An 18,267-nucleotide genomic window follows, 5' to 3' on the forward strand; every position below is an offset into this window, starting at 1 on the left:
GTCTTCCAGTTAACTTCCTGATGCCTGTTTTGTGCTTGTTTCTAAGCCCTTTCTCTTAGCGCTCAACTCCCAGCTTTATGGCTTTTGCAGCTTGGATGATTTGGTAATTCCGCCGGAATGGTTCTGCCAATATTTCGAAAAGCAGTTAACGGTTTTTATCATTTCAATTGCAAAATGCCACAGTCTTCTTGGTAACTGTAACTTCACCGCGTAAACAACGATTCGAAAAGGGCCAGGGTAAAAGTGTCCAAAAAAGGTTGAATTACGCTTCCCACCTTGAAATCATCAATTACCTCTCTTTAGCGTACAAAAAAAGCTGAAGCTCTGCGGTTAAAATAAAAACATGGATTACACCGAGCTACAAGTCACCTCCAATTTCACCTTTCTCCGGGGAGGCTCCCATCCCGAGGAGCTGATTGCACATGCGCTTGAGTTGGGGTACAAAAGCGTTGCCATCACCGACCGCAATACTCTGGCGGGGATAGTCCGTGCGCATGCCGCAGCCCGAGGCAAAGACATCCGCTTCATCCCCGCCTGCCGACTAGACCTCCTCGATGGCCCCAGCTTGCTCGCCTACCCAACCAACCAAGCCAGTTACAGTCAGTTATCCGCGCTGCTTACCAAAGGGAATCTCCGAGCCGAAAAGGGCGAATGCCATCTCTACAAGAAAGACCTCTACGAACATGCAGAAGGGATCAAGTTCATCGCCTTGGCTCCAGACCTGCTGGAAGAGGACTTTTCTTTTCCGCAGGATTGCATCACGGCTTTGGAAGAATACCGGGAAGCTTTGGGACAAAATCTCTACCTCGGCGCAAGCTTTTCCTACTCTGGAGAAGACCAGAAGCGGCTCTTCCAACTTTCCAAACTTTCCTCCAGACTGGACCTCCCGCTCGTAGCCACCAACGACGTGCACTATCACGCTCCCGAGCGCCGGGAGCTTCAGGATGTCCTCACCTGCATCCGCGAGAAATGCACCATCCCCACGGCAGGTTTTCGTCTCCACTCCAACGCCGAGCGCTACCTCAAACCCCAAGAGGAGATGAACCGGCTCTTTCGGGACTATCCCGAGGCCATCGAGCGAACTCAGGAAATCGCCGAGGCTTGCCATTTTTCCCTCGACCAGCTGAAATATGTCTATCCTGAGGAAATCACCACGGAAGGACGCACACCCCAGGAAGAGCTCATTCATCTAACTTGGGAGGGAGCTAGAGCACATTTCGGAGAAAAGATCCCCGAGAAAATCCGGGAGACGATCCTCTTTGAGCTCGACTTCATGGAGAAAAAGAACTACGCCTCCTACTTCCTCACCGTGCATGACTTTGTACGCTTTGCCCGGGAAAGGGAAATCCTCTGCCAAGGCCGAGGCTCCGCCGCCAACTCTGTGGTCTGCTACTGCCTTGGCATCACTTCGGTCGACCCCTCAAAGTTCAAGCTGCTCTTTGCCCGCTTCATGTCCGACGCCCGGGACGAGCCACCGGATATCGACGTGGACTTTGAGCATGAGCGCAGGGAGGAGGTGATGCAGTATATCTACGAAAAATACGGGCGGGATCGCGCGGGCATCGTCGCCACCGTCACTCAGGTACACTTCAAAGGAGCAATCCGTGACGTAGGAAAAGCCATGGGCTTGTCCGTGGATGCGATTGATCGTCTTTCAAAATCGGGCTATGAATTGACTGAGGAATGGTACAGTGGCACTTCTCCCTCGTCAGAAGGGTTTGATTCCCGAGACAAGCACCTGCTCAAAACGCTGGAACTTACCGGACAATACATCGGATTTCCCCGACAACTCGGACAGCATACCGGAGGCTTTGTCATCACGCAAAATAAGCTCTCCGACCTCTGTCCCATCCTCAATGCCCGGATGGAAAACCGTACCTGCATTGAATGGAACAAAGATGACGTGGATGCGCTCGGTTTCCTGAAAGTGGATGTACTGGCGCTGGGGATGCTCACCTGCATCCGCAAGGGGTTTGACCTCGCCCGCCAGCACTACGGACTTGAATGGACTCTCGCAAACATCCCTCAGGACGATGAGAAAGTCTACGAAATGATCTGCCATGCGGATACCCTGGGAGTATTCCAGATCGAGAGCCGGGCGCAGATGTCCATGCTGCCACGGCTTCGTCCACAAAAGTTCTATGACTTGGTCATCGAAGTAGCCATCGTGCGGCCCGGGCCCATCCAGGGAGACATGGTACATCCCTACCTCAAGCGACGCAATGGAGAAGAGCCGGTCGAATACCCTTCGAAAGAACTGGAGGAAATCCTGGGAAGAACGTTGGGGGTGCCACTTTTCCAAGAGCAGGCCATGGAGATCGCCATCGTCGCGGCAGGTTTTACGCCGGCGGAAGCGGATGGACTTAGACGCAGCATGGCGACTTTCAAGGCCAAGGGCCTGGTGAGTCAATGGGAAGAAAAGCTGGTCAGTGGCATGGTGGCCAAAGGCTACACAGAGGACTTTGCGAAGCGAGTCTTTCGTCAGCTGGAGGGCTTTGGGAGCTATGGGTTCCCGGAAAGCCACGCCGCCAGCTTTGCCCTGCTGGTGTATATCTCCTCTTGGATCAAATGCTACTATCCCGACATCTTTGCGGCGTCCTTGCTCAACAGCCAACCTATGGGTTTCTATCAACCTGCCCAGATCGTGATCGACGCGCGCAAGCATGGAGTGGAAGTTCGGGCTATCGACATCAACCATTCCTTTTGGGACAATATGCTGGAGAAAACCTCCGCGCAATGGCATGCACTCAGGCTGGGTTTTAGACAGATCAAAGGCTTTCCCGAGGAAGAGGCGCAGCGTCTCGTCTCCGCCAGGACTCAGGATTTCACCCGCATCATAGATCTCGCCAACGCGGGCATTTCCCAAGCCGCTCTGGAAAGGCTCGCCGATGCGGATGCTTTTCGCTCCCTCGGCTTGGACCGAAGACAAGCACTTTGGGAGATTTCCGCCCTGCAAAGCCGTTTTCCGGGGATATTCCGCGAGGAAGCCGTGGAAAGCCCTTCGGATCCCGCTCCCGTCCTTCCAAGTATCTCGCCCATGGAGCATGTCATCCGGGACTATTCCGCCACCACTTTGTCCCTGAAAGCCCATCCGGTGAGTTTTGCCCGTCCGCATCTCGACCAACTCGGCATCCTGCCCACCGCTCGACTGAAGGAGCTGAAAAACGGCTGGTCGGTAAAAGTCTGTGGACTGATCACCGTGCGCCAGCGTCCCGGCACCGCCAAAGGGGTACTCTTCGTAACCATCGAGGACGAAACCGGTTTTGCCAATCTGGTAATCTGGGCTAAGACTTTTGAGAAATACCGCAAGATCATCGTCCAGTCAAAACTCTTCATGGTCACCGGCAAAGTCCAGATCGAGGGCGAGGTCATCCACGTAGTCGTGCACACCTGCCGCAACCTCACCGCACTGATGAACCTCGAGGCCGAAGCGAGAGACCTTGGCACCGTCCAGCCTAGGGTCTCCAAAAAGATGCTGGAAGAAAACTCCAAAAAGCCACCCAAGGCAATGCAGGGGGAGTTGTTTCCTTCGAGGGATTTTAAGTAAGAAGATGGGAGACGGAAGACTGGAGATGGAAGAATTTCAGCAGCAATGGTAAATGCATCATTTTGCCGTAAAGTCTTCCCTCATAAAAATTTCTCGCCATGTTTGACTCTATATCCGAAATGATTAATTTGAAGAGGTAAACATCGATTTGAACTATTGGAAATAAGAACAGCGACTTCCTAGGAAATGCACTCAATCACACTTACAATAGACTCAATCGACGACATCCTCAGCCTTTTCGACCCCTCGGCTCCACATTTCTTTGTCCATAGATTTGATCCACAGCCAGCGATCGGCTGGTTCAAAGCCGATCTAGACACCAGCAGCGGCCTCAATCTCAAAGATGCCGAGGTACGCGGTATGCAGTTTGACCTTCAGACCGACATAGAGGGAATCAGGAAGATTTTAGTGCTAAACACTTCTCAGCTGAGTATCTACCAGTTTGCGCGAAAGGTGCCGGATACGCTGGTGTTGGAGTATTTGCCTGCCCAGTCGAGAGACAAGATCCTCCAAAGCAATGGACTCAGGCACTTTTTTGGGATTGACTTTGAGTTTCTCACTGTAGAAAGCTTCGACCCGGATTTCATTCAAGCCATCTCCGAAAACCCGATGGTTCGGGATAGGATCACTAGAAAAGAGAGCTAGACCTCACGTTGTTGGTCTAGCTCCCCTCTATACTTTTTCAGAAGCTCTTCAGAGCTCGCAATTAGCTCGGGAATCAAGGGGGAGTTGGCCCAGCATCAGTTTCTATACAAAGATTGCTTCAGGGGATTTATTGCTCTTTCTAGCATTTTTGCAATAAAACCCCTTCGCAATGACGTGTTGTCTAGCGTCTTGACACTAGCTACCATATACTCAAACCTCTTAATTCCCCCTCAAAATCTCCATCGGCGGCTGGTTGATGATCTTGCGGCCATTGAGCCAACCCAGCACAATCGTCAGCCCAGTGATCGCCAGATACATGATCAGGCCTTCTTTCCACGCCAGATAGAAGCTCATATTGAATACAAACTCACCGAGCAGGAAAGTTGCCAGGAAGGATAGTAAAATCCCTGAAAGCGAAGCCAAACTGCCCAAGAAGAAGTATTCCAGCGTATTGATCTGCGTCACGATAGACGAGCTCGCGCCGAGCGTTCGGAGCAAGATGCTCTCCCGCATCCGCTGGTATTTGCTGATGATCAAGGAACTGATCAGCACGAGTATGCCCGTAGCGATGGAGAAAAACGCCATAAACTGGATCACAAAACTGATCTTGCCCAAGATCTCTTCCAGCGTGGCCACGATGGTGCCAAGGTTGATAATCGAGATATTCGGATAAGCCCGCACGATCTCCGCCTGCACGTCCGCTGCTTCCCGGTCATTCTTGGTCTTGGTGATGATCACATGGAATTTTGGAGCTTGCTCCAAAACCCCATTGGGGAAAAGCACCAGAAAATTGGTCGAAACTTGATTGAACTTCACGTCCCGGAAGCTTCCTATGTAGGTTTTGATCGGGCGGCCTTGGACGTTAAACTCCAGCTCATCGCCGATTTTAAGCCCATTTCCTTCCCCAAAGCCTTTTTCCAAAGAGACGAAAACGCTATCTCCTCTAGCTCCGAGCGGGATCAACTCACCTCCCGTCAAGGTCTCTGACGAGATCAAAGTATCCCGATAGGTCACCCGAAACTCCCGATTATAAAGCCATCGAGAATAATCCTCCTCATCCGGCAATTCTTCATTCTCCTTTTTGTCCACGCCATTGATCTCGTTGAGATTCATGGTCACGATCGCGACCTCCTGCATGATCGGAAGGTCTCGGCTTTTCACTTTGCTCCGCACCTCATCCAACTGCGCCGATTGGATGTCAAACATCAGCATATTGGGCTGGTCTTCTTTGTCGGCAAACTTGGCTTCTTCGAGGAGTTGGTTTTGGAGAAAAAAGAGCGTCGCGATCATCGCCGTCCCCAATCCTATCGTCGCGATGAGGGAGATGGTTTGGTTGTTTGGGCGATAGAGATTGGCCAAAGCCTGTCTCCAGGTATAGCGCAGCGAGATCGGCAGAAACTTTCGTACCGCCCACATGATCAGCTGGCCTACGCCCCATAGGGCGCCAAACGCCACCAGTACAAATCCAGTGAATCCCAGAGCGAGATTCCAGCTACCCAAAAGGTAAAAGCTAAAACCCCATATAAACAGCAGAATCCCTAAGATCACCAGCCAGCGAAGCGGGTCTTTCATCAGCATAGTGTCGGCCGTGTCCGGACGAAGTGTGGCCATCGGCGAGACGTTTCTCACTTTTAGCAAAGGCAAAAGTGCAAAGAGGATCGACACAAATAGACCGGTGATGATGCCGAAGCCAACCGAAATCCAGGAAACTCCCACATTGACCTCCACTGGCAAAAAGTCCGCAAACACTGCCGGCAACACATATTGAAGAGCCGTTCCGAGTGCTGCTCCCAGGATCGCTCCCACCAAGCCCATGACTTTGATCTCTGCTAGGTAGATGAGCAAAACGTCTCGGGAGGAAACACCCAAACACCGCAACACCGCAACCGAAGCCAGTTTTTCTTTCACAAACACATTGACTGCGGAAGCCACTCCAACGCATCCGAGCAGTAAGGCAATAAACGCCACCAGACTCAGAAAATTTGAGAGATTCTCAAAGGATCGGCCAGTAGATCGCTTTTGGTCTTCCACTGTGTCGGCGTCGACCCGATCCAACTCCCATTGGTCTTCGTAGGGCTTGATCAACTCGTCCACGTTGGTGCCCGGAGTAAACATCAGGTAGCGTCTGTACTCCACCCGGCTTCCATACTGGACGAGCCCTGTTTCTTGAAGAAAAGCCATCGGAATATACACCGCTGGAGCGACCGTAGCGGTAATCCCGGTCTGTCCGGGCACTTTTTGAAGCTCTCCGGCTATCTGGAAAGTAACTGCTCCGACCTTGATCGAGTCGCCCACTTGGGCGTTAAACTGCGCCATGAGGGTCTTTTCGACCAAAGCCTTCTTGCCTCCGCTTCGAAAGTTCGCATCTCCGTCGGCCGGGATGGTTTCGAGTTTCCCATAGAAAGGATAGTCGCCCTCCAAAGCCCTAACCTGTGTCAGTCGGCTGGCACCAGTCTGGGGGAAAGCCACCATCGAGGCGAAATTCACCTCGGCTGCGTTCGCGATAGCTATCGAGTCTATTGTCTGATCGCCGATTGGCTTGTTGTTGTCCAGCACCAAGTCAGCGCCCAAAAGCTCCTTGGCTTGGTTGTCGATATCCTGGGTGAGATTTTCACCAAAGCTGCTGATCGCCACCAAGGCGGCAATCCCCACCACGATGGAGGAGACAAAAAGCAGGAGACGGGAGAGGTTCTTCCGGAAGTCCCGGAGAGCCATTTTCAAGATCCAGGCAAAATCAGGCATGGGCGTCCTCCTGTATTTTTCCGCCCTTGATGTGGATGATCCGCTGGGTTTTGGCAGCCAAGTCCAGGTCGTGCGTCACCAATACGAGCGTCGTTCCTTTTTCTTTGTTGAGATCAAAGATTAGTTTCTCGATCATCTCGCCTGTTTCTGTATCCAGATTACCGGTTGGCTCATCTGCGAAAAGGATCTTGGGTTCATTGGCGAAAGCCCGGGCAATGGAGACCCGCTGCTGCTCACCGCCGGAAAGCTGGGTCGGATAGTGCGTGGCACGGTCTTTCAGGCCGACTTTCTCCAGCAGATCCATTGCCTTAGTCCGAGCGTCCTTCCTCTTTTTCAACTCAAGCGGCACCATCACGTTTTCCAAGGCAGTCAAAGTGGGAAGCAGCTGGAAGTTTTGGAAGATAAACCCCACGTCCTTGTTGCGCACGGCGGCGCGCTGATCCTCGTTGAGTCTTTCGAGCGCACTGCCATTGAGCACCACCGAGCCCAGGGAACCGGAATCGAGTCCGGCGCAGAGGCCCAGAAGTGTGGTTTTCCCGCTGCCGGAAGGCCCCACGATCGAGATGGTCTCTCCGGCTTGGATTTCAAAATTCACGTTTTCAAGTACGGTGAGCTTGCGGCTGCCGCTTTGGTAAGTCTTACTAAGATTCTGGATGGATAATATGGCCATGAAATGCTTCGGGTTAGGCAATAGGAAAGTCAAACGGCTAGTCGCGGGAGTTGTTTGGAAAATCGCCTCTGACTGTGTTTCAACTTTAAAGAAAGAAAAATTCGACAGGATCGCCAAGGCTACTCGACGGAAGCGGGATATTGATCGACCAACTCGGAAAAAACATTTTTGGGTTTAAATTTGAAACCTTCGGCGGGATTTCGAACCTTTTCGGCCGGAATCCTTTTGAATCTAAAAACCCAAGCATGAATTCCCGTACCCTCCCCTCCTATCTCGTTCTTTTTGCTTTCGTCGCCTTTTTTTCCTGCAGCCAAAAGGCCGAACAGAAAGCGGAAGCACCTGAATCCCGTGAAGCGAGCCAAACCGAAACTACACAAAAAACCATCCTCTTCTTTGGTAATAGCCTGACTGCAGCCTACGGGATCGATCCGGAAGATGGCTTCGCAGGACTAACCCAATCTCGGATTGACAGCCTTGGACTTGACTATAAGGTGATCAACGGAGGCCTCAGCGGAGAAACCACCGCCGGAGGATTGAGTCGCTTGGATTGGTTTCTGGAGGATGAACCCGCTATTTTCATCTTGGAACTGGGCGGAAATGATGGGCTGAGGGGCATTCAGATCAGCGAAACCAAAAACAACCTCCTGGCGATCGTCGACAAGGTACGCTCCAAATATCCCGACACCAAGATCATCCTAGCCGGCATGCAGATTCCACCTAATATGGGTCAGGAATATTCCAAGGAGTTTAGCGAACTCTATCCAGCAGTAGCAAAAGAGAAAAACGTCACCCTGATTCCCTTCCTGCTGGATCGTGTTGGCGGGATTCCGGAGTTGAATCTGCCTGATGGCATCCACCCAACCGAAGAAGGTCATAAGATTGTGGCGGAGACGATTTGGCCGTTTATTGAAGCAGAATTATAAAGCCTTGGTTAAAGACTTGCCGAACCATCCAGTGCTTAGGTTTGTGTGATACCTCAAACCTAAGCACTTCTATTTTTAATGGATTTAAATAAGGCCTTTCACGACCCCTATATCCCCAAATTCCCCCTTCAAAGGAAATAGAATTTCTATCCACATTTTTTTTAGCTTAAATTTTCAACTTCATTGAAAATTTTAAAGATGAGCTTTCAGATACAAGAAAAACCTGACGTATACGATGTGATCATCGTCGGATCCGGAGCGGGCGGAGGCATGGCCTCCAAGATCCTCTCCGAGGCGGGCTTGAGCGTCGCGGTGGTCGAAGCAGGTGGTGATTTTGACCCTGCCAAAGACGAGGACAGAACGCAACTCCGCCCACCTTGGGAATCTCCAAGACGTGGAGCAGGCACGCGAATCCGACCTTTCGGTGACTTCGACCAAGCCATCGGTGGCTGGGATATCGAGGGTGAACCCTACACCAGAAAAGACGGCACTAAGTTCGACTGGTTCCGCTCCCGAATGGTCGGCGGCCGTACCAACCACTGGGGCAGGATTTCCCTGCGTTTTGGTCCCAACGACTTCAAGCGTGCGGGCATCGATGGATTGGGCGACAACTGGCCGATTGGCTACGATGACGTCAAGCCCTATTATGACAAAGTCGATAAATTGATCGGAGTCTTTGGCTCCAAAGAAGGGATCTACAACGAACCTGATGGATTTTTTCTACCGCCTCCAAAACCCCGACTTCATGAGCTCTTCCTAAAAAAGGGTGCGGATAAAGCTGGAATGCCGATGATCCCGGGTCGTCTGTCCATGCTAACCCGCCCCGTGAACAACGAACGCGGAGCTTGCTTCTTTTGCGCCCAGTGTAACCGAGCCTGCCAAGCCTATGCAGATTTCTCAGCAGGAACCTGTTTGGTTCACCCGGCGATGAAAAAGGGGAAAGTTGAGCTTTTCACCTACTCTATGGTCAGAAAAGTAACCACAGACGACAGCGGCAAGGCGACGGGTGTTTCATTCATCTCCAAGATGGACATGAAAGAATACAAGCTGCGCTCCAACGTCGTGGTCTTGGGCGCCTCTGCCTGTGAATCTGCACGGATCATGATGAACTCCAAATCCAAAAGCCACCCTAACGGCATCGGCGGAGATTCAGACGCACTGGGTCGCTACCTACACGACTCAACAGGAGCTGACCGAATGGGTATCATCCCAGATCTTATCGACCGCGAACGATACAACGAAGACGGAGTCGGCGGCATGCACATGTATACCCCTTGGTGGCTGGACAACAAAAAATTGGATTTTGCCCGTGGATATCACATCGAATACTGGGGCGGAATGGGCCAACCAAGCTATGGCGCGGGTGGTGGCATGGACACCATGCGGAAGTTCATCAAGGATGAATTTGGCAATCCAAGCCCGAACGGCGGATATGGAGAAGGTCTGAAAAAAGACATCAAGCGAATCTACGGTTCGACCTTGGGTATGTCCGGTCGGGGAGAAAGTATCCCCCGCCATGAAAACTACTGCGAAATAGACCCCACTACGGTGGACAAATACGGTATCCCGGTCCTTCGATTCAACTATAGTTGGACGGATCAAGAGCTCAAGCAAGCGAAGCACATGCACGATACCTTTGAGGAAATCCTAACTAATGCTGGCGCAATCCTTTTAGGAAACAAACCAGGAGCTGAATCTCAATATGGACTTCATGCTCCAGGACGGATCATCCACGAGGTGGGTACAACCCGAATGGGCAACGACCCAAAAACGTCTGTACTAAACTCCAATTGCCAGGCACACGACTGCAAAAACCTCTTTGTGGTGGATGCAGGATCCTTTGTGTCCCAGGCAGACAAAAACCCGACTTGGACGATTCTTGCGTTGTCCTGGAGAACTTCCGAATACATCGTGGATCAACTGAAACAAAAAAACATCTAAGCCATGAACAGAAGAGAAAACCTAAAACTCCTCTTTACAGGCTCCGTGGGAGCGGGCTTGCTGTTGACAGGATGCGAGCCAGAACAGGTCGCGGTGCAAAATCAGCTTCTCACTGGAGGAACGATCGGCGGCAGAACCGAGGAAGAAAAACTCCGAGATGCACAGCTCCTTTCAGAGACCTTCTTCACAGAAGCGGAAGTGAAAAAGCTGAATACACTCGTGGACATCATCATGCCAGCTGGCGAGGATTCTCCCTCTGCTACCGAACTGAAAGTTCCTGACTTCATGGAGTTCATGATGAAAGATCAGCCGGGCAACCAGACTCCGATGCGAGGTGGATTGATGTGGCTGGATTTCGAAGCAGACGAACTGTTTGGAAAGCCTTTCAACGACCTGAGCAAAGACGAAGTCATCCAGATCGTAGAACTGGTCGCTTGGCCAGACAAAGCCGCTCCGGAATATGCGGGCGCTGTTCGTTGGTTCAACATGCTTCGAAACCTGACTTGCTCGGGATACTTCTCGACCCAAGCTGGTTGGAAATACATGGACTACCGAGGCAACACTCCCAACGTATGGGACGGCGTGCCACAGGCTGTTTTGGACAAGCACGGCCTAGCCAATCCTGACAAATACAAAGACCTCTACCTGAAACCTGAAGACCGGGGCATCGTCGCCCAATGGGATGCGGAAGGAAATCTGATCGGGTAGACCAAAAAGAAAAATTAAAAGCCTCTGAGTCATATGATTCAGAGGCTTTTTAATTCCGACAATATGAAATCGCCCAGAAATTCAAAAAACCTAGCCCCAGGCCCTGTTTGAAAAAAAGTTCCGTCCCCAAATGGGACTCTAAAGGCATATTCACACATTTTTTTTTAAAAAATGTCGCTCTCATGGAGCTGTTGTCTCATCAACAGATCTCCTCGATTAATGCCCAGTGGGCCGATAGCCTCGTGGTCAATCCAAACGTCTTTATCAAGAATCCCAGCGGAACGAAGCCAAAAAACAGTCGACGAAAACCCCATATCAAATACACCAAAAAGCCGAGGAAGAAAACCTCCCCCGGCCAATTTACTACCTTAAACCTGTCAACCTATTTTAGGACGGGTCAGATTCATATCGAAACGTTCAGATTTTTAAAAAATCGTGTTTCCTTTTTTTTCCCTACCTAGAAAATCCGAAACCCGACCGACAACACCCATTGATTGAGTCTGTTATCTGTACTATAAGCGCCGATGTTATCGGTCACTTTACTCAGTCCTCCCTCATATCTTCCATCAATCGAAAGGTTGCCAATATCAAATCCAAGGCCCGCCTGATAGCCAAACGTAGCACTGCTGAAGTCGGCATCGTCGACAGTCTCCACTGAATTCTCCAGGTTAGAATTAATATTTATACTGGCAATCGGTCCAGCCATCACGCGGACGACTTTGAAAAGCCGATACCCAAACATGACCGGAATGTCCAAGCGGTTAAACTCCGCCTTATAATCCTCCGGCTCCTCACCGCCAGCTACACCATTGGGGACGAACGCAAACTCGCCCTTGGTCTGGGTAAACAACAGTTCGGGTTGAACGAAAAAACCAGCCCCTCCAAACCTCCCAAATAACCCCACATGATACCCAGTTTGCGCATCGGCAGGGACAAATTGTTTGTTTTCAAAGTCCAGCTTAGTACTGCTAAGCCCGGCTTTGATTCCGATTCCGTTTTGTGAAAATGCCTGCGATGCACCCAGTACAAGCAGCAAGGCGAAAAGGATTTTTCTCATGTCAATAGCGGTTTAGTTTAGTGGAAGTCTATTCTAAACGCTCTTTTTACAATTCTCTTGCCAAAAATCCCTCATCTATTTGAGCTTGCGCGGTGACTTTGGCAAGGTGACACAATTCATCAAAATCCATGGGCTTGGAAATTAGGCAGTTGAATTGGTGTTCTCCCTCGATTCGAAAGCTGTCGACATCCCCCGTAGTCAGTCCAATGGTGGGAATTTCGGAGGTTCGAGTACTGACTTTAAGATGTTCCAAAAATTCGAACCCACCCATCACCGGCATTATGATTTCGGTGACAATGACATGAAAAGTAGCGTCAAATTCTAAAATTTGTAGTGCCTCTTTCCCATTTCGGGCTACTACTACTTCATCGTTAGACTTTTCAAAAATTTTCTTCAGAATAAATAGATGTACAGAATCGTCATCGACGAGAAGAACTCTCATTGGCTGTAAAATGCTTTTTCAAGTATATAAAAAGCATTTCATATAAAAAACAATAATTTCGCTTTCGCCTAAAAAATAGAAAAAGGGAGCCTTTTGAGCTCCCTTTCAAGTTGAGACGTAAGAATATCAGCCCCCTTGCTGTGGAACTCCAAACACGCCCAAGAGATCAAGAATAACCAAGCCAATCACAATCGGACAAACCCACTTGATGAAGAAAATCCATCCAGAACGGAATGCCCCGGTAAAGCCAGGAGACCCTAGAGCCAATTCATCGGCAAAGACGGAGATTTTGCTCGCCCATCCGGTATAAAGTGCCAGCATCAGGCAGATCAAGATCACCGCGAAAGTACCGAAAATAAAGTCCATTATCCCGAAGAATCCAACGAGCTGAGTGCCGAGGAAATTCAAGGTCATCGTATTAAAGATCGAACCGTCAATTGAAGACATGGCCGAGGGCACTGATAGAATCATCGCTGCAATTCCGACCGTCCAAGTAGCCTGCTTCCTATTCCACTTCCGGTCATCGATCAAGTAGGACACAGGTACTTCGAGCATCGAAATTGTCGAGGTAAGCGCTGCGACCATCAACAGGATGAAGAACAGCCCTCCGATAATATTTCCTCCTGGCATGGCGTTGAAAACCTGCGGAAGCACATCAAATACCAATGCTGGACCACCTGCTGGATCTTTTCCCGGCAACAACGCAAACAGCGCAGGGAATACCATCAAACCACCCAACAAGGCTACCGAAGTATCCATGCCAGCGATCCAACTAGAAGCCTGAACAATATTGGAATTTTTAGGCAAATAAGATCCGAACGTAATCATCAAACCCCAGCCAACAGACATGGAGAAAAATGCCTGACCCAGAGCCTGGAGAACAACTTTGGTATTGATTTTGGAAAAATCCGGGTACAGGTAATACTCAATACCTGCCTGGGCTCCCTCCAGAGTAACGGATCTACCGGCGATAAAAATGATGATAATGAAAAGGATCGGCATTAAGAATTTGGCAGCTTTCTCAATACCTCCTGACACTCCACCCAGCACGATCAAAATGGTCATCAGGATAAATACAAAAGTCAGTGGAATCACGTAAATCGGAGTCTGCACGAATTCGGCAAAATCCACCGGAATATTTACAATCTCAGTAAAAATGTAACCGACCGTCCATCCTGCGATTACTGAATAATAACTGAAGACAAAGAAGCACATCAAGACGCAGAGTACGCCGGCCGATTGCCAAAACTTATTCCCCCCGGTCTCTCTAATGGCTCCAATAGGGTTTTTTCCGGATTTTCTTCCCAGTGCAATTTCATTGAACAACAAGGGCAAGCCGATCAACAGCACACAAATGATATAGACAAATACAAACGCCCCACCACCGTTTTCACCGGTCAAATATGGGAATCTCCAGATATTACCCAAACCTACCGCTGATCCGGCGGCGGCCATAATAAAGCCCAGACTGGATCCAAACTGACCTCGTTCTTCAGTATTAGGTTGCATTGCCATAAATTATATTAAAGTTAAATAGGGGTGTAAACTGCTTAGTTTAAGAGCTGGCTAAGATAATTTGTTTTGCTAATATACCTATCCCCGCTCGGAAAGTTTTGGGCTCATACCCGAGCTGTTTCCTAGCTTTCTCTATGCTAAAACCGGTTTTCAGCGGACGCTTTGCGGGCTGGGTAAAACGAGTAGAATCAGTCTTGTTGATTAACGTTTTGTCAAGTCCAAAATAGTCCGCGGTTTGCATCGCCATATCGTAGGCTGATAAAAGGTCAGAACCTGAAATATTAAAAATCCCTTCCGCTTTTTGCTTTGCGATCAGGATGCATCCCAGCGCCAAGTCTTCCGCCAAGGTCGGTGTACGCACCTGATCATCCACGACGTTGATCACTTTGCCAGCCTCTAGGGAGCTTTTCACCCACAGGATGATATTCGTTTTGCTCAGGTCGTTGGCGATGCCAAACACAAGCACCGTCCGGGCAATCGCCCAGGTAGTCTGCGCATTTTTGACGAGTTCCTCCCCTGTCAGCTTGGTTTCTCCATAAAAGTTGACCGGATCTGGCGTAGCTTCTTCATCGTAAGGGCCATCATTTCCAGAGAAAATAAAATCCGTGGAAACAAAGACGAAATGAGCCTTAACCTTTTCAGCCGCTCTGACCAGATACTCTGTGGCCTTGACGTTGACCTCGACGCAAGCCTCCTGATTAAGCTCACATTGATCGACATTGGTCATCGCCGCTCCGTGTATGATCGTGTCGGGGGCGATCTCACCGATCACCTGATCGACTTCCTCTCGATTGGTGATATCCAGACTTTGATACAAAAATCCTTCGGTACTCAGTCGGTTTGGGCCTTTGCCCGTAGCGATCACGACAAACTCCCCGCTCTCAACGAGCTGCTCGACCAGCTTTTGACCAAGCAATCCGTTTGCTCCTGTGATCAATATTTTTGGTTTACTTGGTTTCTGGGTAGACATAATTATATTCTTTTGTGATTTTGTTTTTCGAGACCCGCTCCACGGTGACATTCATATACACCGGATCATTGGGAATTTCATTGGTAGTGGGCTCAGCCGCGATCTTATCGACGACATCCAGCCCAGAGATCACCTCGCCGAATATCGTGTATTCAAAATCCAAGTGCGGCGTGCCACCCACCTCTGCATACATCCGAATCTGCTCGGGCGTATAATCCTTGGTCAGTTTTACGTTCAGCGTTTTGGCGATTTCATCGCGCTTGGACAAAACCAGACTGGTTAGACTATCATACATTCCCGCCTCATAGAGGCGCGTGTATTCCTGCTTAAACTGCTGCTGATCGCCATATTGCATGTATTGGAACACCGCTTTCTGCAGCGCAGTAAAATCGGTCACCAACTCTTCCTCCTCATAGGTTCGGCCCTCCACGATGAAAAACTGGGAGCCATTGCTGCGTTTTTGTGGATTGACGTTATCCCCCTGACGCGCGGCGGAGATCATTCCTTTTCGATGGACATACTTCGTCCTAATCTCTGCAGGCAAAGTCGGCCATTCGTTTGGTGGCAGCTTTTCTTTCCCAAAAACATCTCCGCCCTGCACCATGAAATCCGCGATGACGCGATGAAACTGTGTAGAGTCAAACCTGCCAGCCTCAGCCAGCGCAATGAAGTTGTTTTTGTGTTCGGGTATATCGTCGAAAAGGATCGCCTTGATCTCGCCGTGGCGGGTAGAAATAGTGACCACATAGTCTTTATTTTGTCCACAGGCCCAAGTGCTGCTCAGTAGTAAGCTGAGAAAAAGGAATTTCAATAGACTGCTGCTCATTGATGTGATTGTGTTTTTTTGATCTCTTCCAGGATGCCTTTCCCGCCTGCGGCAAAAACCAATTCGGCCAGTCGCTCTCCCAGATGCTCTGCTTCAGACTTTTCTCCTTCAACCTCCAAGGAAATCCGCTGCGTTCCGTCGAGGCTGATGATCCCACCGTTCAGCTTAAGTGTTTCTCCTTCAATTGTAGCCAAAGCAAAAACTGGAATACTGCATCCTCCCTCAAGCACGCGCAGGTAGGCGCGTTCCGCGTTCATTCTGTACTCCGTTTCGGGATCGTTGCATGCTTCACTAATTTGCTTGCGCAAAACCGGATCCAAAGACCTAGCTGCTTCGACAGCCACGGAACCCTGACCAACTGCCGGTGTAAATTCATTCAGATCCAGCTCTTGGGCGATCATCGAATCATAGCCCATGCGATGCACTCCGGCAAACGCCAACAACAAAGCGTCACAAAGTCCCTCTTCCATCTTCCGGATACGGGTCTGCAGATTGCCCCGCACATCGACGGTTTTCACATGGGGGTAAAAGTGCTTCAACGTCGCAACTCTCCGCGTAGACGAAGTTCCAAGTACAAGCTGTTTGGACTCGTCACTGAGATCTATGGCTGGTTTTGAAGAAAGCAGTACATCATTTTCTTTCTCCCGCTGGGTGAAAGCGATCAGTTCAAACTCATCCGGGAGGCTGGACTGCATGTCCTTGGCCGAGTGAACCGCTATATCGATTCTGCCGTCTAGTAGCTGATCTTCCAGCTCTTGGGTAAAAACTCCCTTGCTCCCGATCTTGGAAATAGAAACGTCCAAAATCTGATCGCCTTTGGTGTCGATGATTACGATTTCAGATTCTACTCCCTTGCTCTTAAGCAAATCGAAAACATGGTTCGCTTGCCAAAGTGCTAGCTTGCTTCCGCGCGTTCCTATCTTCACTTTTTTACTCATTGATTTTTTTGGTATTTGGAGGACTTCGATTTCACTCCAGCTTCGACGTATTTGATAATCGCTTCCGCCACATTCACTCCTGTGGCCTGCTCGATGCCCTCGAGTCCCGGCGAACTGTTCACTTCCAAGATCAGCGGTCCTCGCGCTGACTGCAGCAAATCCACGCCGGCAATATCCAGTCCCAAGGCTTTGGCCGCATTTAGGGCGGCTTGTTTTTCCTGACGGGAAAGTTTGATCACCGTAGCAACTCCGCCCCGGTGCAGGTTGGATCGAAATTCCCCCTCCGCACCCTGACGCTTCATGGCCCCCACAACTTTACCGTTCACCACAAATGCGCGAATGTCCGCCCCCTTGGCTTCCTTGATAAATTCCTGCACGATGACCCTCGCCTTGAGGCCATTAAAAGCCTCCACGACAGATTGCGCTGCTTTCTTGGTCTCTGCCAAAACTACACCCAAACCCTGCGTCCCTTCAAGCAATTTGATGATCAGCGGTGCACCGCCTACCTGCTCAACAAGGTGCTTTTCTCCGCCTTTGGAAAAATTGGTAAACGCAGTCTTCGGCATCCCCAATCCATTCTTAGAAAGAATCTGCAAGCTGCGGAGCTTGTCCCTGCTTCTGACAATCGCTTGGGAGCTCACTGCGGAAAACGCCCCCATCAACTCAAACTGGCGTACAACGGCCGTACCGTAAAAGGTGACCGAAGCTCCGATGCGTGGAATAATCGCATCGATACCTTCCAGCCTGTGGCCTTTGTAAATAATAGACGGTCCCTCTTGTTCGATAATCAGGTCACACAAACTGTGATTTACAATCACTAACTCATGTCCGGCTCTCGTTACTTCCTCAGCCAATCGACGGGTGGAGTACAAAGCGGTATTCCTCGAAAGGATAGCAATTTTCATTTTTTCTTGCGGTAAGCCTTGGAAAGATTGGATTCGTTCACATCCACCAGAAACTTGCCCTGGAGAACTTTTCTTCCCAGAAGTATGGAGTTTTTCATACTGGAACGATCCGAAAGCGTAAATTCTGCGGGATAAATCTCCCCGGCAATTCTGATTTTGGTCACGATCAGAAAACGGGTTTCTGCATGGCCAAAGGAGTTTTTTACTTTTTTTAGACGGTATTTTTCAAAAGTTAGCGTTTCGCCGGTAAAAGCCTTGTGACCAAACATCAGTGCTTCGAAGCGAAGGACCTTTTTGCCCTCGATGATTTCTTCCCGGATATGTTCTGCATGTAAGCTACTCGTGTAAGCCCCTGTGTCGATCTTGGCCCAGACCAGTTTTAGGCCTAGTTCTGGAAGGGAAATTTTCTCCTTTCTGCCAATTGTCTTATTTCTCATC

15 protein-coding genes are annotated in these 18,267 nt (G+C 49.9%); 5 read left to right on the plus strand and 10 right to left on the minus strand.

What is annotated here, in order from left to right; all coding sequences use genetic code 11:
* Positions 1 to 343: 343 nt before the first annotated feature.
* Positions 344 to 3,547 carry an error-prone DNA polymerase gene (locus ABD031_RS18855; RefSeq protein ID WP_343854230.1) on the plus strand — a complete coding sequence of 1,068 codons (3,204 nt, stop codon included), beginning with the start codon at positions 344 to 346 and terminating at the stop codon, positions 3,545 to 3,547.
* 186 nt (positions 3,548 to 3,733) lie between these two features.
* On the plus strand, positions 3,734 to 4,192 hold the full coding sequence (locus ABD031_RS18860; protein ID WP_343854231.1) for a hypothetical protein: 459 nt from the start codon (positions 3,734 to 3,736) through the stop codon (positions 4,190 to 4,192).
* A 219-nt stretch (positions 4,193 to 4,411) separates the two neighbouring features.
* Here the strand turns inward: ABD031_RS18860 and ABD031_RS18865 are convergent, their stop codons facing one another.
* Both ABD031_RS18865 and ABD031_RS18870 read right to left on the minus strand, forming a co-directional pair.
* Positions 4,412 to 6,934, minus strand: a complete 2,523-nt coding sequence (locus tag ABD031_RS18865) for an ABC transporter permease (protein ID WP_343854233.1) — start codon at positions 6,932 to 6,934, stop codon at positions 4,412 to 4,414.
* The gene (locus ABD031_RS18870) at positions 6,927 to 7,604 is read right to left on the minus strand and encodes an ABC transporter ATP-binding protein (protein ID WP_343854234.1); all 678 of its coding nucleotides are present in this window, start codon (positions 7,602 to 7,604) and stop codon (positions 6,927 to 6,929) included. The genes ABD031_RS18865 and ABD031_RS18870 overlap by 8 nt, the downstream gene beginning before the upstream one ends.
* Before the next feature lie 245 nt (positions 7,605 to 7,849).
* On the opposite strand from ABD031_RS18870, the gene ABD031_RS18875 reads away from it, so the two are divergent.
* From ABD031_RS18875 to ABD031_RS18885, 3 genes are all read left to right on the plus strand, one after another.
* The gene (locus ABD031_RS18875) at positions 7,850 to 8,527 is read left to right on the plus strand and encodes an arylesterase (RefSeq protein WP_343854235.1); all 678 of its coding nucleotides are present in this window, start codon (positions 7,850 to 7,852) and stop codon (positions 8,525 to 8,527) included.
* A gap of 198 nt (positions 8,528 to 8,725) precedes the next feature.
* Entirely contained in the window at positions 8,726 to 10,468 is a 1,743-nt protein-coding gene (locus ABD031_RS18880) for a GMC family oxidoreductase (RefSeq protein ID WP_343854237.1), read from the plus strand.
* 3 nt (positions 10,469 to 10,471) lie between these two features.
* A complete protein-coding gene (locus ABD031_RS18885; RefSeq protein ID WP_343854238.1) occupies positions 10,472 to 11,176 on the plus strand; it encodes a gluconate 2-dehydrogenase subunit 3 family protein in 705 nt (234 codons plus the stop codon).
* Positions 11,177 to 11,633: 457 nt separating this feature from the next.
* Here ABD031_RS18885 and ABD031_RS18890 read toward each other — a convergent pair whose 3' ends face one another.
* The 8 genes from ABD031_RS18890 to ABD031_RS18925 form a co-directional block, all read right to left on the minus strand.
* Positions 11,634 to 12,233: a porin family protein gene (locus ABD031_RS18890; RefSeq protein ID WP_343854239.1), complete on the minus strand. Its 600-nt coding sequence runs from the start codon at positions 12,231 to 12,233 to the stop codon at positions 11,634 to 11,636.
* 46 nt (positions 12,234 to 12,279) lie between these two features.
* Complete coding sequence (locus ABD031_RS18895; RefSeq protein ID WP_343854241.1) at positions 12,280 to 12,675, minus strand: response regulator; 396 nt, start codon at positions 12,673 to 12,675, stop codon at positions 12,280 to 12,282.
* 126 nt (positions 12,676 to 12,801) lie between these two features.
* The gene (locus ABD031_RS18900; RefSeq protein WP_343854242.1) at positions 12,802 to 14,190 is read right to left on the minus strand and encodes a sodium-dependent transporter; all 1,389 of its coding nucleotides are present in this window, start codon (positions 14,188 to 14,190) and stop codon (positions 12,802 to 12,804) included.
* A 40-nt stretch (positions 14,191 to 14,230) separates the two neighbouring features.
* On the minus strand, positions 14,231 to 15,160 hold the full coding sequence (locus tag ABD031_RS18905) for an SDR family oxidoreductase (protein ID WP_343854243.1): 930 nt from the start codon (positions 15,158 to 15,160) through the stop codon (positions 14,231 to 14,233).
* Positions 15,138 to 15,986: a peptidylprolyl isomerase gene (locus tag ABD031_RS18910; protein WP_343854244.1), complete on the minus strand. Its 849-nt coding sequence runs from the start codon at positions 15,984 to 15,986 to the stop codon at positions 15,138 to 15,140. Before ABD031_RS18910 ends, ABD031_RS18905 begins: the two co-directional genes overlap by 23 nt.
* Positions 15,983 to 16,924 carry a hydroxymethylbilane synthase gene (hemC, locus tag ABD031_RS18915; RefSeq protein WP_343854246.1) on the minus strand — a complete coding sequence of 314 codons (942 nt, stop codon included), beginning with the start codon at positions 16,922 to 16,924 and terminating at the stop codon, positions 15,983 to 15,985. The genes ABD031_RS18910 and hemC overlap by 4 nt, the downstream gene beginning before the upstream one ends.
* Positions 16,921 to 17,829 carry a 30S ribosomal protein S6--L-glutamate ligase gene (gene rimK / locus ABD031_RS18920; RefSeq protein ID WP_343854247.1) on the minus strand — a complete coding sequence of 303 codons (909 nt, stop codon included), beginning with the start codon at positions 17,827 to 17,829 and terminating at the stop codon, positions 16,921 to 16,923. Before rimK ends, hemC begins: the two co-directional genes overlap by 4 nt.
* The gene (locus ABD031_RS18925; protein WP_343854248.1) at positions 17,826 to 18,266 is read right to left on the minus strand and encodes an ATP-dependent zinc protease family protein; all 441 of its coding nucleotides are present in this window, start codon (positions 18,264 to 18,266) and stop codon (positions 17,826 to 17,828) included. Before ABD031_RS18925 ends, rimK begins: the two co-directional genes overlap by 4 nt.
* Position 18,267 lies beyond the last annotated feature (1 nt).

The sequence above is a fragment of the Algoriphagus jejuensis genome, assembly GCF_039523455.1.
GTDB classification, from domain to species: Bacteria; Bacteroidota; Bacteroidia; order Cytophagales; family Cyclobacteriaceae; genus Algoriphagus; species Algoriphagus jejuensis.

Coding starts and splice junctions, on each gene's coding strand:
- ABD031_RS18855 (WP_343854230.1), top strand. CDS start 344: ATGGATTACACCGAGCTACAAGTCACCTCCAATTTCACCTTTCTCCGG.
- ABD031_RS18860 (WP_343854231.1), top strand. CDS start 3,734: ATGCACTCAATCACACTTACAATAGACTCAATCGACGACATCCTCAGC.
- ABD031_RS18865 (WP_343854233.1), bottom strand. CDS start 6,934: ATGCCTGATTTTGCCTGGATCTTGAAAATGGCTCTCCGGGACTTCCGG.
- ABD031_RS18870 (WP_343854234.1), bottom strand. CDS start 7,604: ATGGCCATATTATCCATCCAGAATCTTAGTAAGACTTACCAAAGCGGC.
- ABD031_RS18875 (WP_343854235.1), top strand. CDS start 7,850: ATGAATTCCCGTACCCTCCCCTCCTATCTCGTTCTTTTTGCTTTCGTC.
- ABD031_RS18880 (WP_343854237.1), top strand. CDS start 8,726: ATGAGCTTTCAGATACAAGAAAAACCTGACGTATACGATGTGATCATC.
- ABD031_RS18885 (WP_343854238.1), top strand. CDS start 10,472: ATGAACAGAAGAGAAAACCTAAAACTCCTCTTTACAGGCTCCGTGGGA.
- ABD031_RS18890 (WP_343854239.1), bottom strand. CDS start 12,233: ATGAGAAAAATCCTTTTCGCCTTGCTGCTTGTACTGGGTGCATCGCAG.
- ABD031_RS18895 (WP_343854241.1), bottom strand. CDS start 12,675: ATGAGAGTTCTTCTCGTCGATGACGATTCTGTACATCTATTTATTCTG.
- ABD031_RS18900 (WP_343854242.1), bottom strand. CDS start 14,190: ATGGCAATGCAACCTAATACTGAAGAACGAGGTCAGTTTGGATCCAGT.
- ABD031_RS18905 (WP_343854243.1), bottom strand. CDS start 15,160: ATGTCTACCCAGAAACCAAGTAAACCAAAAATATTGATCACAGGAGCA.
- ABD031_RS18910 (WP_343854244.1), bottom strand. CDS start 15,986: ATGAGCAGCAGTCTATTGAAATTCCTTTTTCTCAGCTTACTACTGAGC.
- hemC (WP_343854246.1), bottom strand. CDS start 16,924: ATGAGTAAAAAAGTGAAGATAGGAACGCGCGGAAGCAAGCTAGCACTT.
- rimK (WP_343854247.1), bottom strand. CDS start 17,829: ATGAAAATTGCTATCCTTTCGAGGAATACCGCTTTGTACTCCACCCGT.
- ABD031_RS18925 (WP_343854248.1), bottom strand. CDS start 18,266: ATGAGAAATAAGACAATTGGCAGAAAGGAGAAAATTTCCCTTCCAGAA.